Origin of the sequence: Streptomyces sp. NBC_00247 (genome assembly GCF_036188265.1) — a bacterium.
Taxonomy (GTDB): Bacteria; Actinomycetota; Actinomycetes; order Streptomycetales; family Streptomycetaceae; genus Streptomyces.
On sequence record NZ_CP108093.1, the window covers coordinates 2,131,285 to 2,146,365 of the forward strand.

Sequence of the window (15,081 nt, forward strand, 5' to 3'; positions counted from 1 at the left end):
GTGGTGGCGTGGTTGCCTGCGGGTACTTAGACATCCAAAAAATTTCCTTAGCGTAGGGAATGTTTTCCGGGGGGTGCGCCGTTGTACCCCTCGTAGGGAGCGGGACCGCGAGGCCACGCTTCCTTATCCTTGCGGACGGGAATCCCCGTCCGACCAGTAGTTCTCCAGCAGGAGGATCAGACGAAGGGAAGCCCCTTGCGCTTCGAGATCATGCGACTCGACGATGTCGACGGTACCGCCGTGGACAGCACCGTCGTAGACGCCGCCTCCGTCAACCGGATCGTGCAGCAGGCCGCGGCAATGGGCCAGCGCATCTACATTCGGCCGGCAGAAAGCTCGGCCTCGTAACACCTTCCGGCAGTACGCCTTGATGAGATGACGAGTCGCCCCCCGTACGGATCTCCGTACGGGGGGCGCAGTGCGTCCGGGGCCGGCGACCGCGGCGGCCCGGAGCCGGTTCAGCCGTTTCGGATGACCTGGGTGACGCCGTTGATGATCTGCTGCACCGCGATGGCGGAGAGCATCATTCCGGCGAGCCGGGTCACCAGCACCACACCGCCGTCCTTGATGACCCGGATGATCAGCAGCGAGTAACGCATGGTCAGCCAGAGCACGACGTGCATGGCGACGATCGCCGCCCAGACCGAGATCTGGCTGCTCACGCTGTGCGCGTGCTGTACGGCCAGGATCACCGAGACGATCGCGCCGGGTCCGGCCAGCAGCGGCATGCCGAGCGGTACGAGCGCCACGTTGACGTCCTTCGTCTGCGTCGGCTCGTCCGTCTTGCCGGTCAGCAGGTCCAGCGCGATGAGCAGCAGGAGCAGACCTCCGGCGATCATCAGCGCGGGCACGGAGACGTGCAGGTAGTCCAGGATCTGCTGGCCGAGCACGCCGAAGACGGCGATCACCCCGAAGGCGACCGCGACCGCCTGGAGCGCCATCTTGCGCTGGGTCTTCGCGGGGCGGCCCGCGGTGAGGGCCAGGAAGATCGGCGTGATCCCGGGCGGGTCCATGATCACGAACAGGGTGAGGAAGAGCGAACCGAACACAGCGACGTCGAACACGGTGAGCCTTGCGGGAGAAGAGGAGAAGCAGGTCGGGGTGGGACCGCGCGCGGCCACCCCCGGCTCGCCGGAGCGGGGTTACGGGAGAGGCCGGGGTACGGGAGAGGCGGGAGGGTGCGAAGGGCGCGCGGCACCGGCGTACGGCCGGGGTACGGCCTGGGCGGCCGGAGATCCGGCTACCGGGGAGAGGGGTGGTGCGGCCCTCAGCGGCGGAGGGCTCCACCGGCGCCCGGCACGGGGAAGGCTCCCGTGGAACGCCGGGTGATCTCGCCGTAGATCTCGGGGTCGGTGGTGTACTCGCCCAGCGCGACGGTCTTGCGGCTGCCGTGGTAGTCGCTGGAACCGGTGGTCAGCAGTCCCAGGTCCGCGGCGAGGCCGCGCAGCCGGGCCCGGGTGGCCTCGTCGTGGTCCATGTGGTCGACCTCGATGCCGTCGAGTCCGGCGGCGGCGAGCTGGGCGATGGCCGATTCGGGGACGACGGAGCCGCGCTTGACGGCCGCCGGGTGGGCGAAGACGGTGACCCCGCCCGCGGCCTTGACGAGGCGGACGGCGTCGAAGGGGTCGAGTTCGTGCTTGCCGGCGTGCGCCCGGCCGCCGTCGGCGAGCCACTCGGGGGTGAACGCGTCGGAGACGGTGGGGACGACGCCCAGTTCGACGAGGGCGGCGGCCACGTGCGGGCGGCCCACGGAGCCGTCACCGGCGATCCTCGCCACCTGGTCCCAGGTCACCGGCACGCCGAGGGCCTGGAGCTTGGCCACCATGGCCTGGGCGCGCGGCACCCGGTCGTCCCGGACCAGCTCGCGCTCGCGGGCGAACTCGGGCTCCTCGGGGTCGAAGAGGTACGCCAGCATGTGCAGGCTCACCCCGTCGACGCGGCAGGAGAGTTCGGCGCCGGTGACGAGGGTGAGGCCCTCGGGGAGGGCCGCGAGCGCCTCGGCGTGGCCGCGCACCGTGTCGTGGTCGGTGAGGGCGACGACGTCGAGTCCGGCCGCCGCCGCGTTGCGGACCAGCTCGGCCGGGGTGTCGGTACCGTCGGACGCGGTGGAGTGCGTGTGCAGGTCGATACGCACGACGGTGACTCCTGTGCTCGCGGCGGACGGTGGGGACGCTCCAGGATAACCACCGCCCGGACCTCGCCCGGACGGCCGTACCGGAGCCGCCCGTGCTCCGGGGGTCTCAGCGCGGTCCGGGGCCCTGCCGGGGCGGCGCCTCGGGGATGCCGAGCAGGCGCGGGGTGAGGGCGCCGCAGGGCACGAGGTCCACTTCGGCGCCCGCGTCGCGGAGGTCGGTGAGGACCAGTTCGTCGTACATGAGGAGCGCCGACTGCTGGGGCCAGACGATCGCCCAGAGCCAGAGTCCGCGCGCCTCGCCCGCGAAGACGGCCCGGTCCTCAGGAACGCCGTGCACCTGCCAGAGCGGGGTCGGTCGGCCGGCGGCGAGCACCTTGGCCACGGGGGGACCTTCGACGCGCATCCGGGGGCCGGGGTCGGGGCCTTCGATACCGGCGTAGCGCGCGCCGAGACCGACGCCGAGCTCCTCGGCGACCAGCAGCAGCTCGCCCATCCCGCCGAGCGGACCGGGGCCCGTGCAGGCCAGCGCGGTGGCCCGGCCGCCGCTGCGGTCGTCGCCGGCGTGCGCGACGCCCGTGAACAGCCACCCCACCGGCAGCGGCCACGGCATCCACACCGGCACCTGTGCGCGGTGGACCACCACGGAAAGGGCCTCGACGCTGGGCGGGACCACCGGTTGCATCGGATGGACCGGGCCGTGCGCGGGGCACTGCCAGGAGTCGGCGAAAAGACCGGGCGCCCTGACCCGGCCACCGCACTTCGGGCAACTGGGTTCGCCCCTCATAGCGACCCACGGTCCCCCTCCGGGGTCGCCACGTCAAGGACGGTCACCCGTCCGCAGCGTGGCTACCACCGGCAAACATAGATGTAACTTGCACTTATTAGCTTGTCTAACTTATTCTGTGTATCGCACAGGCATCCGGCCCGGCCGTGCGGCCCCCGTCAGGACCGGCTTCCACGAGGAGAGTGGGACACCATGCAGGGAAAGGACCCGTTCGACGAAGGGGCCACCAGCATCCTTCGTCAGCCCAAGGCGGTCTGGGCGACCGCCGGCGCCTCGGTCGTGGCGTTCATGGGGATCGGCCTGGTGGACCCGATCCTGCCGTCCATCGCCAAGGGGCTGGACGCGACGCCGAGTCAGGTGTCGCTGCTGTTCACCTCGTACTTCCTGATCACCGCCTTCGCGATGCTGGTCACCGGTTTCGTCTCCAGCCGCATCGGCGGGAAGAAGACCCTGCTGGCCGGACTGGCCCTGGTCGTCGCGTTCGCCGCGCTCGCCGGAACGTCCTCGTCGGTGGGTGAGCTGGTCGGCTTCCGGGCCGGCTGGGGACTCGGCAACGCGCTCTTCGTCTCCACCGCGCTCGCCGTGATCGTCGGCGCCGCCGCCGGTGGCAGCGCGGCGGCGATCCTGCTGTACGAGGCGGCGCTCGGCCTCGGCATGGCGTGCGGACCGCTGGTCGGTGCGCTGCTCGGCAACGCCAGCTGGCGCTACCCCTTCTTCGGCACCGCCGCCCTGATGGCGATCGGCTTCGTCTGCATCGGCGCGTTCCTGAAGGAACAGCCGAAGCCGGCCCGCAAGACCTCGCTGCTCGACCCGGTCAAGGCGCTCGGCCACGGCGGACTGGCCTCGGTGGCGGGTTCCGCGTTCTTCTACAACTACGCGTTCTTCACCATCCTCGCGTTCACCCCGTTCGTGCTGGACATGACGCCGTACAAGTCCGGCGCCGTCTTCTTCGCCTGGGGCCTGCTGCTCGCCGTCTTCTCGGTCTTCGTCGCCCCGCGCCTCCAGGCCCGCTTCGGCTCGCTGAAGGTGCTCGGCGCCTCGCTCGTCCTCTTCGCGGCCGACCTGCTGGTGCTCGGCTACGGCGACCACACCACCGCGATCGTCTGCACGATCGTCTCCGGCGCCTTCATCGGCATGAACAACACCGTCTACACCGAGCTCGCCCTCGGCGTCTCGGACGCACCCCGCCCGGTCGCGAGCGCCGGCTACAACTTCGTCCGCTGGTTCGCCGCCGCCGCCGCCCCCTACCTCGCCCCGAAGATCGAGGAGTGGAGCGACGCGCGCGTCCCGTTCGTGGTCGCCGCCGTCGCGGCCGTGGCCGGCGCGCTGATCGTGTGGGTACGGCGCTCCGCGCTCACCCACGAGGCGGCGGAGGTCCAGCCCGCGCACGCCACCGCGGACGGCGTCTCGGCGTTCGCCGACTGAGCCCCGAGGACGTACGCACGCGCCAGGTCCCGAGACGTACGCGAAGAGCCCCGAGGGCGTACGCGAAGAGGGGCCCCGCCGGCCCGGACCGTGTCCGGGACCGGCGGGGCCCCTCAGGCGTGCCACGTACGGATGACCCCGTACGGGTGATCTCAGTCCAGGGCCACGGAGTTCCGCAGCGGGTCCCGCAGGTCCGTACCGTGCGAGAGCCAGCGCTCCTGGAGCTCCTGGGCGCCCCGGACCCGCTTCCAGGCGGCCTCGTTCGAGGTCATCGGGAGCAGCGGCAGGAAGCGCACCGGGTCCATCGGCTCGTCGAGCTCCACGTCCTCCACCAGCCCGCCGGGCTCGGCCACCAGCACCGAGGAGAAGGGGGCGGACGGCCAGAGCGGATCGCCCAGGTCGAGGGAGGCACCCGGGGCCACGATCACGCCTTCGACCTGCGGGGACGCAGCCAGTACGGCGAGCGGGCGCAGCACCTGGTCGGTGTCGGCCAGCCCCACGCGCACGGAGAGCACCAGCTCGGCGCGGGGGCCCTTCACCGGGTCGGCGAACGGTGCGGTGGGGTCCGCCATGGGCTGGGCGGACATGCCGAGGGTGGCGTACCGGACCACGTCGCCGTCGAGGAAGCGCAGCACCTCGATGCGGTCCGTACCGAGGAAGGTGACCGCGGCGCGGGCGTCCGGCTCCCCCAGGGCGTTGCGTAGCCGGGCTTCGACGAGCGCGAGAATTTCTTCCATGTCGCGAGCATAGAACGCGTATCGAACGGGCAAAGTAAGGGATTGACCCTTGGCCGGCTGATAGCCTGGCCGCCGGTCGGGACAGCGCGCGACGCGGCGCCCTCTCCGTCCCGACAGCACGTCGTCCCCCACGGGGGACCGACCGGAGGAGGTGGGGACTGCCATGGATCCAAGTCGACCGTGCAGTACCGAGCGCCCTTCCGTCCCCACCGTTTCCCGGTGATTCCTTAAGCCCTCTCGGTCAGGGCTCGTGGCTTGTCGCACGGCGGAAGAGCATCCCGTTTTTGCCTGTCTGTAGCGAACGCCGTCGCCACCGCTCCGCGGTGCCGCCCGCTTTGCGGACGTGGTTTCCACGCCTCCATTCCGGGCTGTTCCGCCTGCGCGCACCGCACGGCCCTTTCGTGTAGGAGCCTGCCATGTCCATGATCCGTGACCTGCGCGCCGCCGTGCGCCCTTCCCTGCGGCCCTCACTCCGCAAGTCCCCCGCCCCGTACACCGGTTACGACACCACCCGCGACCCGTCCGCCTCCAGCGCCGTGGTGGACTGCGCCGTCTACCGCGACGGCCGCCGCATGGAGGCCTCCGCCTGCCAGACCCCGCACGAGGCGATGCTGCGGGTGCGCGAGGGAGGCGGCTTCGCCTGGATCGGGCTGCACGAGCCCACCGAGGCCGAATTCGCGGTCATCGCCCGGGAGTTCGGGCTGCACCCGCTGGCGGTGGAGGACGCGGTCCACGCCCACCAGCGGCCGAAGCTGGAGCGGTACGACGACACGCTCTTCACGGTCTTCAAGACCATCCACTACGTCGAGCACGCCGAGCTCACCGCGACCAGCGAGGTCGTCGAGACCGGCGAGGTGATGTGCTTCACCGGCCGGGACTTCGTGATCACCGTCCGGCACGGCGGCCAGGGCTCGCTGCGCGCGCTGCGCCACCGCCTCCAGGACGATCCGGAGCTGCTCACCAAGGGCCCGTCGGCCGTGCTGCACTCCATCGCCGACCACGTGGTGGACGGGTACATCGCGGTGGCCGGTGCGATGCAGGACGACATCGACGAGGTGGAGATCGACGTCTTCTCCACTCCGACGAAGGGCAGCGCGCGCGGCACCGACGCCGGGCGGATCTACCAACTCAAGCGTGAGGTGCTGGAGTTCAAGCGGGCCGTCTCGCCGCTCCAGCGGCCGATGCAGCTCCTCAGCGAGCGGCCGATGCGGCTGATCGACCCGGACATCCAGAAGTACTTCCGTGACGTGGCCGACCACCTCTCGCGGGTGCAGGAGGAGGTTCTCGGCTTCGACGAGCTGCTGAACTCGATCCTGCAGGCCAATCTGGCACAGGCGACCGTGACCCAGAACGAGGACATGCGCAAGATCACGTCCTGGGCCGCCATCGTCGCCGTCCCCACGATGATCTGCGGGGTCTACGGCATGAACTTCGAGCACATGCCGGAGTTGGAGTGGACGTACGGCTATCCGATGGTGCTGGGCGTCATCGCGGTGGTCTGTTTCTCCATCCACCGGACGCTGAAGCGCAACGGCTGGCTGTAGCCGGCTCGGCGACAGCGCGCCACCGGCCCACTCGGGCCCGGACCGCGGGCCGTTAGGCTCTTCGCCATGACTGCTGACTCGTTGCTCGGGCAGGCCCTCGTCGAGGAGGCCACCAAGAAGTCCGGCCTGGTCTGGGTGCGCGCCTCCGGCGCGGCCCGGGCGCTCTGGCACGTCTGGCACGAGGGGGCGGCACTGCTCGTCGGCGGCCCCGGCGAGCAGCCGCTCCCGGACGGGCTGACGGACGGCGCGCGGGCCGGGGTGACGGTGCGCAGCAAGGACAAGGGCGGCCGGATCGTCGCGTGGACCGCCTCGGTGGCCGAGCTCGCCCCGCACTCCGAGGAGTGGGAGGCCGCGGTCGCGGAGCTGAAGGGGAAGCGGTTGAACGCGCCGGACGCGGAGCGGCTCACCGAGCGCTGGGCGAGCGACTGCCGGGTGGTCCGGCTGACGCCCGTGGCGCACACCACCGACCTGCCGGACACCTCGCTCGCCGCCCGCCCGCTCGCCACCCCGGCGATCACCCGCGAACCGGTACCGGCCGGCCTCCCCCGACTGCTGCTGAAGAAGCGCCGCGGCAGGAGCTGAGCGCCGGGGCTGCCTCCCGGCCCCGGACGTACCGACGGCTCAGCCGGAATCCTTGGGCAGCTGGCCGCTGTAGTCGACGGTGTCGTCCTCGGGCGGGGCCGCCAGTTCGAAGGAACGGCCCCAGTCGGCGAGGGTGACCGTGCCGCCACCGCCGCCGCGCGCCACCCGGACGGGATAGGGGGTGCCCTTGAGCGACACGTCGAGCGCGCCGCCCGCGCCCTTGCCGCCCAGGATCTGGATGGTGGGGACGCCGGTGACCTTGTCCCGGTCGCCCTTGCTGACGGTGCCGTGCAGGGAGAGCAGCCCGTCGAGCAGGGTGCCCTTCTCGGTGAAGCCGCGCAGCCGCTTGTACGTGGGGTCGTCCTCGGGCACCTTGACGTACTTGCCGTCCAGTTTCCTGGCGGCCTCTTCGTCGGATTCCTCGCCCTTGCCGTCCTGCTCGGCGCTCCAGAAGGCGGCGTCCGCCTTGAGGTAGAGGTCGTCGCCGACCCGGAGGACGGCGAAGGTGTTCTCCTGCGAGGTGACGGAGCCGGTCCCGCCGTCGGCGTTGAGCCGCATGTCGAGGGTGTAGCTGCCGTCCTTGCTGATGAGGGTGCCCGCCAGGTGGACGGCCGTGGCGGCTTCGGCGGCGGCTCTGGCCCGGGTGTCGATCTCGGTGGCGGAGAGCTTGCCGATTCCGTTCGTACCCTTGTCGGGGTCGTCGCCCCCGCAACCGGTGAGGCCCAGGGCGAGTCCCGCCCCGAGTGCCACGGCGAGCGCGGTGCGGCGGGCCCGTACGGCGGGAGCGTAGGAGGTCACGCGTGCTTGCCTCTCGTCATACGTGTGGGATGGCAAGCGGCAGCGTACCCGGGGTTCGGGCGCCACCCGGAAGGGAGCCGTCCGGGGGTGCTCCGGGGCCGGTACGGAGCGGTACACAGCGGTACCGGTTAGCCTGAATCCGGCATACCGGCGTCATCCGACGCCCCTGACGTTCCATGACACGACCACGTCGGGCACGGCACGCGGCAACCGGCACGGAAGGGGTGCGCGATGGCATCGGGCGCGCCCAGGGTCTACGTCTCGCACCTCTCCGGGGTCCCGGTCTTCGATCCCAACGGCGACCAGGTCGGCCGGGTCCGCGACCTGGTGGCGATGTTGCGCGTGGGCGGTCGGCCGCCCCGGTTGCTCGGCATGGTGGTGGAGGTGGTCAGCCGGCGGCGCATCTTCCTGCCCATGACCCGGGTGACGGGCGTGGAGTCCGGCCAGGTCATCACCACCGGCGTGGTCAACATGCGGCGCTTCGAGCAGCGGCCCACCGAGCGTCTGGTGCTCGGCGAGTTCCTGGACCGGCGGGTGCGGCTCGCGGAGAGCGGCGAGGAGGTCACCGTCCTCGACGTCGCCATCCACCAGCTGCCGGCCCGCCGCGACTGGGAGATCGACAAGTACTTCGTCCGCAAGGGGCGCGGCGGGGCGCTGCGCCGCAAGGGCGAGACGCTGACCGTCGAGTGGTCGGCGGTCAGCGGCTTCGCGCTGGAGGAGCACGGACAGGGCGCCGAGAGCCTGGTCGCCACCTTCGAACGGCTGCGCCCGGCCGACGTGGCCAACGCGCTGCACCATCTCACCCCCAAGCGCCGCGCGGAGGTGGCCGCCGCCCTCGACGACGACCGGCTCGCGGACGTGCTGGAGGAGCTGCCGGAGGACGACCAGGTGGAGATCCTCGGCAAGCTCAAGGAGGAGCGCGCGGCGGACGTGCTGGAGGCGATGGACCCGGACGACGCGGCGGACCTGCTCTCCGAGCTGCCGGAGGCCGACAAGGAGCGGCTGCTGACGCTGATGCGCCCGGACGACGCGGCCGACGTGCGACGGCTGATGAGTTACGAGGACCGGACGGCGGGCGGCCTGATGACGACCGAGCCGATCGTGCTGCGCCCGGACGCCACCGTCGCGGACGCGCTCGCCCGGGTCCGCCAGTCCGACCTCTCCCCCGCGCTCGCCGCCCAGGTGTACGTCTGCCGGTCGCCCGACGAGACGCCCACCGGCAGGTACCTCGGGACCGTGCACTTCCAGCGGTTGCTGCGCGATCCGCCGTTCGCCCTGGTCAGCTCGATCGTGGACAGCGACCTCGTGCCGCTGCCGCCGCACACCCCGCTGGCGGTGGTCACCAGCTATCTGGCCGCGTACAACCTGGTCTCGGTGCCCGTGGTGGACGAGAGCGGCTCGCTGCTGGGCGCGGTGACCGTCGACGACGTGCTGGACCACCTGCTGCCGGAGGACTGGCGGGAGACCGACTTCCACGGCGAGGAGGGGATCGCCCGTGGCCGCTGAGGAGCGTACGAAGGCGGCGTCCACCGGCTCTTCCGGGATGGTGCGCCCGCCGCGGTTCCGGCTGGACCAGCCGAAGTCGCCTCGCCGCCGGCTCCTGCCGGAGTACGACCCCGAGGCGTTCGGCCGGTTCTCGGAGCGGATCGCCCGCTTCCTGGGGACCGGGCGGTTCATCGTCTGGATGACGCTGATCATCATCCTCTGGGTGCTCTGGAACATCTTCGCGCCGACCGCGCTGCGGTTCGACGAGTACCCGTTCATCTTCCTGACGCTGATGCTCTCGCTCCAGGCGTCGTACGCGGCGCCGCTGATCCTGCTCGCGCAGAACCGCCAGGACGACCGGGACCGGGTCACCCACGAGCAGGACCGCAAGCAGAACGAGCGGTCCATCGCCGACACCGAGTTCCTCACCCGGGAGATCGCGGCGCTGCGGATGGGCCTCGGCGAGGTCGCCACCCGCGACTGGATCCGTTCGGAGCTGGAGGACCTCGTGAGGGACCTGGAGGACCGGCGTGTCCTCCTCCCGTCCGAGAGTGACGAAGGCGACCGCTGAGAGGCTACCCGCGCGTAGCGCCGCGCGCCGTAACATCGTCGTATGGCTACGGAAGACGCGGTGCGCGAAGCACTGGCGACAGTGAACGACCCGGAGATCCACCGCCCGATCACCGAACTCGGCATGGTGAAATCGGTCGAGATCGATCCTGATGGTGTGGTGGCTGTCACGGTGTACCTCACGGTCTCCGGCTGCCCGATGCGCGAGACCATCACCCGGAACGTGACCGACGCGGTCGCGGCGGTCGAAGGCGTCTCGCGGGTCGAGGTCACCCTCGACGTGATGAGCGACGAGCAGCGCAAGGAGCTGGCGGGCGCGCTGCGCGGCGGTACGGCCGAACGCGAGGTGCCCTTCGCCAAGCCCGGCTCGCTCACCCGTGTCTACGCGGTCGCGTCCGGCAAGGGCGGCGTCGGCAAGTCCTCGGTGACGGTCAACCTCGCGGCGGCGATGGCGGCCGACGGGCTGAAGGTCGGCGTCGTCGACGCGGACATCTACGGCCACAGCGTGCCCCGCATGCTGGGTGCGGACGGCAAGCCCACCCAGGTCGAGAACATGATCATGCCGCCGTCCGCGCACGGCGTGAAGGTCATCTCCATCGGCATGTTCACCCCGGGCAACGCCCCGGTGGTCTGGCGCGGCCCGATGCTGCACCGCGCGCTCCAGCAGTTCCTCGCCGACGTCTACTGGGGCGACCTCGACGTGCTGCTGCTCGACCTGCCCCCGGGCACCGGTGACATCGCGATCTCGGTGGCGCAGCTCGTGCCGAACGCCGAGATCCTCGTCGTCACCACCCCGCAGCAGGCGGCGGCCGAGGTCGCGGAGCGGGCCGGTTCGATCGCGGTGCAGACGCACCAGAAGATCGCCGGTGTCGTGGAGAACATGTCGGGCATGCCGTGCCCGCACTGCGACGAGATGGTCGACGTCTTCGGCAGCGGCGGCGGGCAGCGGGTGGCGGACGGTCTGACCAAGACGATCGGCGCCGAGGTACCGGTGCTCGGTTCGATCCCGATCGACGTACGGCTCCGCGAGGGCGGCGACGAGGGCAAGCCGGTCGTGCTCTCCGACCCGGACTCCCCCGCCGGGCGCGCGCTCCGCTCCATCGCCGAGAAGCTGGGAGGCCGTCAGCGCGGCCTGTCCGGCATGTCGCTGGGCATCACCCCGCGCAACAAGTTCTGAGTCCCCCGCAGACCGGCAGGTCTCGCGGCTGACGCACGAGGAGCCGGGCGGTCCGTAGGTACGGACCGCCCGGCTCCTCCCGCGTCCGGCCCCGCTCCTCCCGCGTCCGGCCCGGCTCCTCCCGCGTCCGGCCCGTACGCGTCCGGCGGGCCGTCCGGCTCAGGCGTAGGCGGCGACGTCCTCGACGGCCGAGAAGCCGAGCCCGTACGCGCTCATCCCCCGTCCGTACGCACCGAGGTGCACGCCCTGCGCGGAACCGGCCAGCACCCAGCCGAACTCGGACTCGCGGTAGTGGAACTCGACCGGCACGCCGTCCACCGGCAGCGAGAGCGTCGACCACGGCGCCCCGTCCAGCTCGTCGGCGAGCTCGAACGCGATCTCGGTCTGCTGGTCGAGCCAGTCGTCGCGCAGGCCGTGGTCGAGCTGCTGCGGCCAGGTGCAGGCGAGGAGTCCGGAGCCGGCCAGCCAGGCCGCCGTGGACACCGTGGTGGCCTCCAGCGTCCCGGTGCCGTCGCCGCTGCCGCGTACGGGGCTGCTGGCCACGGTCACCACGACGGCGAACCGCTCCTTCTCGGGGCCCGCGTCGGGGCGCGCCAGCGGCTCGTCACCGTGGCCGATCGCGCCGTGCTGGACCGTACCGTCCGCGGCGCGGCCGACCTGGGTCAGCCGGCGCGGTCCGGTGAACGCCCCGTCCAGCGCGTACCAGGGGAAGGACGCCTGCAGATAGCCGTCGACGACCGCTGGCCGGGCCGAGGGCACCCCCTCCGCCGCCGCGGTGTCCGTGCTGGGCGTGCCATCCGTGTCAACCCGACTCGTGGTCTCCATCTGCCCGGCCGCCTCCTCGATCTCTCAGGATCCGGAGCGGCCCGCCCCCCGCGGGCTCGGGCATCCTCGCAACCGGACAGATGGAGAATAGCCATACCGTCCGGACCAGTCGGGAAGGACGGGCCTCAGGTGGCGTCGGCGTCGAACGGCGGGCGGTCGTCCGCAGCGGCCGGAGCGGCCTTCTTCAGGGGGTCGGCGGCGCCCTTCGCGAGCGGGTCGGAGGTCGCGGACTTCGTCAGCGCGCCGGCGTCGGAACCGGCCGGGGCCACCGTCGCCGCGGTCGCGGCCGCCACGCTCTCGCGGCCGTGCACGGCGTCCGTCATGTCGGTGATCTCCTTGCGGAGGTCGAAGCTCTCGCGGATCTCCTTGAGCCCGAGATCGTCGTCGCCGTCCATGAGCTGCTTGCGGATGAAGGTCTTCGGGTTCAGGTCCTCGAACTCGAAGTCCTTGAACTGCGGGCCCAGCTCGGAGCGGATGTCCTGCTTGGCGCTGTCCGAGAACTCGCGGATCTTGCGGATCGTGCGCGTGACGTCCTGGATGACCTTCGGCAGCTTGTCGGGGCCGAAGACCAGGACGGCGAGAATCCCGAGAGTCAGCAGCTCAAGTGCGCCTATGTCATTGAACACTTTGCCGCTCCTCGTGTGCTCCGCGTGTTCGTCGCGTGGTCTCCCACCGGCACGGCCGGAAAGTCCGGCCGTGCAAACCGTACCTGGCCGAGCTGTACGGACGGTAGCTCCGGACGACGTCCGGGGGCTCCCGCCCGGATCGCACCGGACGCCCGGACGCCCCGGAAAGCCGCTCACCCGGGCGCCTTCGGCACCGGGCGCCGTCCGCCGCGACGCCTCAGAACCCGTCCCCGGAGTGGGCGAAGGCCGCGCCCAGCGCCCCGTAGAGACTGCACCGCACGGTGTGGGTCCTCCTGCGGCGGCGCCAGAACCTCACGACGAACGACACCGCGAAGCACCCGCCGAAGCCCGCCGCCACGAGCGGGGCCCGCACGGACACGGCGCCGGCGACAGCGGCCCAGAACAGAAGTGGCAGCAGGGAACCCCGCAGCACCGACCGGAGGGTGACCTGCCGCGAGGCCGGGGGCAGCGCGGGTTCGTGCCACACCCGTATGTGGTTCCTCGTGACGCAGTGCTCCCGTCTCATGATCGGACATCCCACCACGTCGTCGCGGATCAGGTGCCTGTCGCGGACCCCAGCGTCAGAGTCATGGACAGCTCTTTACCCCCGCGCGTCAGGCGCAGGCCGAGCCGGTCGCCCGGCCGGTGGGCGCGGATCTTCACGATGAGCTCCTCGCCGTTGTGGACGCGTACGCCGTCCACCGCCGTGATGACGTCCCCGGGCCGGACGCCGGCCCGGTCTCCCGGGCCGCCCTCGGTGACGGCGGCCGAACCGTCCGCTCCCTCGGTGTTCACCTTCGCCCCGTCGCCCGTGTACTCCATGTCGAGGGTGACGCCGATGACCGGATGGGTGGCCTTGCCGGTGTTGATGAGCTCCTCGGCCACGCGCTTGCCCTGGTTGATCGGTATGGCGAACCCGAGGCCGATCGACCCCGCCTGGGCGCCGGCGCCGGTGGCTCCGGAGTCGGCCGCGCGGATGGCGCTGTTGATGCCGATCACCTGTGCCCGGGCGTCGAGGAGCGGGCCGCCGGAGTTGCCGGGGTTGATCGGCGCGTCGGTCTGGAGTGCGTCGACGTAAGCGACGTCGGTGGCGCCCTCCTCCTCGCCACCGGCGGTGATGGGGCGCTGTTTGGCGCTGATGATCCCGGAGGTGACGGTGTTCGACAGGTCGTACGGGGCGCCGATGGCCACCACCGGGTCGCCGACCGCGACGTTGTCGGAGTTGCCGAGCGTCAGCGGCCGCAGGCCGGACACTCCGCTGACCTTGACCACGGCGAGGTCGTACCCGCTGTCGGTGCCGACCACCTCGGCCCGCGCGTTCTCGCCCCCGCTGAAGGTCACGGTGATGTCCCCGGACGAACCGGCGGGGGCGACGACGTGGTTGTTGGTGAGGATGTGGCCCTGGTCGTCGAGGACGAAGCCGGTGCCCGTGCCGGATTCCGCGCTGCCGCTGACGTGCAGGGTGACCACGCCCGGCAGGGCGCTCGCGGCGATCCCGGCGACGCTGTCCGGCGCGCGTCCGGCGGGCGCGGCTGCGGCCTGCGGGAGGTGCACGGTGGTGAGGCCGCCGTTCCGCTCGACGTACGCGCCGACCCCGCCGCCGATGGCTCCCGCGACCAGCGTGAGGAGTACGGCCCCGACGAGGAGCGATCCGCGCCGGCCGCCCTTGCGGCCCGCTGCCGGGACGACTCCGGAGTGCTGCGGGGCGGTCCGCGTCAGCGGCTGCCCGGCGGAGCCCCACGGGTCGTAGTGGGTCCAGGGCGATCCCTGCGCGGGGACCTGCCCCGGTGCGGCTTGCTGCCCGTGGGGTCCGGCCGGGTACGGCGCGCCGGGTGCCGTCGCGTACGCCGGGGGTACGGGGGTGCCGTGCGCGGGAGTCGCGGCCGGATGCTGGACCGGCGGGGCGGGCGCCCAGGGGCCGGGGTCCCCGTAGGGCGGGGTGCTGTACTCGTCGGGCTCGTGCAGGGGCCGCGCGGCGCCGGGGGTACGGGGTCCGGGGACCTCGGGTACGGCTTCAGCGGGTCCGTCCGTGCCCGCCGCCCCGGGTGCGGGCGTGCCGGGCACGGGCTCCGGTGGGACGGACGCGGGTTCCGGCGTGCCGGGCACGGGCTGTTCGGGGACGGCCTGCGGGAGGGGCGGGGGTGGGCCCACGGTCTCGGCGGCGGGTCCCGTCGCGGGACGGCTCCACCACTTCGGCTTCGGTCCGGTGGGCTTTCCGTCGTCCATACTCTCCCCGCACATGGCCTCCTGACGCCCTCCCCGGAGCGTTCAGACCGGAATTCAACCAGGTTTTGGGCGGGTTGACCGGAGACGGCGAGGAGCGGGTGAGGAGGCGGCCCGTGCGGGCCGCCGGGACGGGACGTGGAGGTGCCGTTCCCGCGCCGGGGATGACCG

16 protein-coding genes are annotated in these 15,081 nt (G+C 71.9%); 7 read left to right on the forward strand and 9 right to left on the reverse strand.

The window, feature by feature from the left end:
• Positions 1–195 precede the first annotated feature (195 nt).
• Positions 196–348 carry a hypothetical protein gene (locus OHT52_RS08730; protein WP_015611185.1) on the forward strand — a complete coding sequence of 51 codons (153 nt, stop codon included), beginning with the start codon at positions 196–198 and terminating at the stop codon, positions 346–348.
• A 110-nt stretch (positions 349–458) separates the two neighbouring features.
• Here the strand turns inward: OHT52_RS08730 and OHT52_RS08735 are convergent, their stop codons facing one another.
• The 3 genes from OHT52_RS08735 to OHT52_RS08745 form a co-directional block, all read right to left on the reverse strand.
• Positions 459–1,064, reverse strand: a complete 606-nt coding sequence (locus OHT52_RS08735) for a MarC family protein (protein ID WP_328719556.1) — start codon at positions 1,062–1,064, stop codon at positions 459–461.
• A 203-nt stretch (positions 1,065–1,267) separates the two neighbouring features.
• Positions 1,268–2,134 (reverse strand): PHP domain-containing protein, encoded by an 867-nt coding sequence (locus OHT52_RS08740; protein ID WP_328719557.1) that lies wholly within the window; start codon positions 2,132–2,134, stop codon positions 1,268–1,270.
• A gap of 106 nt (positions 2,135–2,240) precedes the next feature.
• Positions 2,241–2,918: a DUF6758 family protein gene (locus tag OHT52_RS08745; protein ID WP_328719558.1), complete on the reverse strand. Its 678-nt coding sequence runs from the start codon at positions 2,916–2,918 to the stop codon at positions 2,241–2,243.
• Positions 2,919–3,110: 192 nt separating this feature from the next.
• Here OHT52_RS08745 and OHT52_RS08750 point away from each other — a divergent pair, with 192 nt between their 5' ends.
• Complete coding sequence (locus tag OHT52_RS08750) at positions 3,111–4,343, forward strand: MFS transporter (protein ID WP_328719559.1); 1,233 nt, start codon at positions 3,111–3,113, stop codon at positions 4,341–4,343.
• Positions 4,344–4,495: 152 nt separating this feature from the next.
• Here OHT52_RS08750 and OHT52_RS08755 read toward each other — a convergent pair whose 3' ends face one another.
• Positions 4,496–5,080: a suppressor of fused domain protein gene (locus OHT52_RS08755; protein ID WP_328719560.1), complete on the reverse strand. Its 585-nt coding sequence runs from the start codon at positions 5,078–5,080 to the stop codon at positions 4,496–4,498.
• 416 nt (positions 5,081–5,496) lie between these two features.
• Between OHT52_RS08755 and OHT52_RS08760 the strand changes: the two genes are divergently transcribed.
• Both OHT52_RS08760 and OHT52_RS08765 read left to right on the forward strand, forming a co-directional pair.
• Positions 5,497–6,624 (forward strand): magnesium and cobalt transport protein CorA, encoded by a 1,128-nt coding sequence (locus tag OHT52_RS08760; RefSeq protein WP_328719561.1) that lies wholly within the window; start codon positions 5,497–5,499, stop codon positions 6,622–6,624.
• A gap of 66 nt (positions 6,625–6,690) precedes the next feature.
• Positions 6,691–7,206: a hypothetical protein gene (locus OHT52_RS08765; protein ID WP_328719562.1), complete on the forward strand. Its 516-nt coding sequence runs from the start codon at positions 6,691–6,693 to the stop codon at positions 7,204–7,206.
• A 39-nt stretch (positions 7,207–7,245) separates the two neighbouring features.
• Here the strand turns inward: OHT52_RS08765 and OHT52_RS08770 are convergent, their stop codons facing one another.
• Positions 7,246–8,004 (reverse strand): hypothetical protein, encoded by a 759-nt coding sequence (locus OHT52_RS08770; protein WP_328719563.1) that lies wholly within the window; start codon positions 8,002–8,004, stop codon positions 7,246–7,248.
• Between the two features lie 231 nt (positions 8,005–8,235).
• Between OHT52_RS08770 and OHT52_RS08775 the strand changes: the two genes are divergently transcribed.
• The 3 genes from OHT52_RS08775 to OHT52_RS08785 are packed head-to-tail and all read left to right on the forward strand — an operon-like array spanning position 8,236 to position 11,236.
• Positions 8,236–9,510 carry a magnesium transporter MgtE N-terminal domain-containing protein gene (locus OHT52_RS08775; RefSeq protein ID WP_328719564.1) on the forward strand — a complete coding sequence of 425 codons (1,275 nt, stop codon included), beginning with the start codon at positions 8,236–8,238 and terminating at the stop codon, positions 9,508–9,510.
• Positions 9,500–10,060: a DUF1003 domain-containing protein gene (locus tag OHT52_RS08780; RefSeq protein ID WP_328719565.1), complete on the forward strand. Its 561-nt coding sequence runs from the start codon at positions 9,500–9,502 to the stop codon at positions 10,058–10,060. The genes OHT52_RS08775 and OHT52_RS08780 overlap by 11 nt, the downstream gene beginning before the upstream one ends.
• Positions 10,061–10,102: 42 nt before the next feature.
• Positions 10,103–11,236 carry an Mrp/NBP35 family ATP-binding protein gene (locus tag OHT52_RS08785; protein WP_266708782.1) on the forward strand — a complete coding sequence of 378 codons (1,134 nt, stop codon included), beginning with the start codon at positions 10,103–10,105 and terminating at the stop codon, positions 11,234–11,236.
• 159 nt (positions 11,237–11,395) lie between these two features.
• Here the strand turns inward: OHT52_RS08785 and OHT52_RS08790 are convergent, their stop codons facing one another.
• The 4 genes from OHT52_RS08790 to OHT52_RS08805 all read right to left on the reverse strand — a co-directional run bounded on the left by OHT52_RS08790 (position 11,396) and on the right by OHT52_RS08805 (position 14,913).
• Positions 11,396–12,061: a hypothetical protein gene (locus OHT52_RS08790; RefSeq protein WP_328719566.1), complete on the reverse strand. Its 666-nt coding sequence runs from the start codon at positions 12,059–12,061 to the stop codon at positions 11,396–11,398.
• A 125-nt stretch (positions 12,062–12,186) separates the two neighbouring features.
• Positions 12,187–12,687 (reverse strand): sec-independent translocase, encoded by a 501-nt coding sequence (locus tag OHT52_RS08795; protein WP_328719567.1) that lies wholly within the window; start codon positions 12,685–12,687, stop codon positions 12,187–12,189.
• Between the two features lie 217 nt (positions 12,688–12,904).
• Positions 12,905–13,174, reverse strand: a complete 270-nt coding sequence (locus OHT52_RS08800; RefSeq protein ID WP_328719568.1) for a hypothetical protein — start codon at positions 13,172–13,174, stop codon at positions 12,905–12,907.
• Positions 13,175–13,242: 68 nt separating this feature from the next.
• The gene (locus OHT52_RS08805) at positions 13,243–14,913 is read right to left on the reverse strand and encodes a S1C family serine protease (protein ID WP_328719569.1); all 1,671 of its coding nucleotides are present in this window, start codon (positions 14,911–14,913) and stop codon (positions 13,243–13,245) included.
• Positions 14,914–15,081: the final 168 nt, after the last annotated feature.